The sequence below is a fragment of the Acinetobacter sp. NIPH 2100 genome (assembly GCF_000369805.1).
Classification (GTDB): Bacteria; Pseudomonadota; Gammaproteobacteria; order Pseudomonadales; family Moraxellaceae; genus Acinetobacter.
This window is the reverse complement of sequence record NZ_KB850224.1, coordinates 3,439,197-3,439,423: the sequence shown is the minus strand read 5'-3', so window position 1 is coordinate 3,439,423 and position 227 is coordinate 3,439,197. Positions and strand designations below refer to the sequence as shown.

Below are 227 nucleotides of genomic sequence, written 5' to 3'. Positions count from 1 at the left end.
ATGATTCCAGTAACTGCACCAAGAGGACCGCCGTCACCACCAATTCCACCAGTGATGCCACCGATGATGCCAGTGACTGCGCCAAGAGGACCGCCGTCACCACCACCGATGCCGCCAGTAATGCCACCGATGATTCCGGTGACTGCACCCAGAGGGCCACCGTCACCAATACCGCCAGTAATGCCACCGATGATGCCAGTGACTGCGCCAAGAGGACCGCCGTCACC

1 protein-coding gene is annotated in these 227 nt (G+C 60.4%); it reads right to left on the bottom strand.

What is annotated here, in order from left to right; translation table 11 throughout:
- Nucleotides 1-227, bottom strand: a 227-nt coding sequence (locus tag F887_RS18710) for a hypothetical protein (protein WP_005297079.1), incomplete at both ends; no start/stop codon positions are given.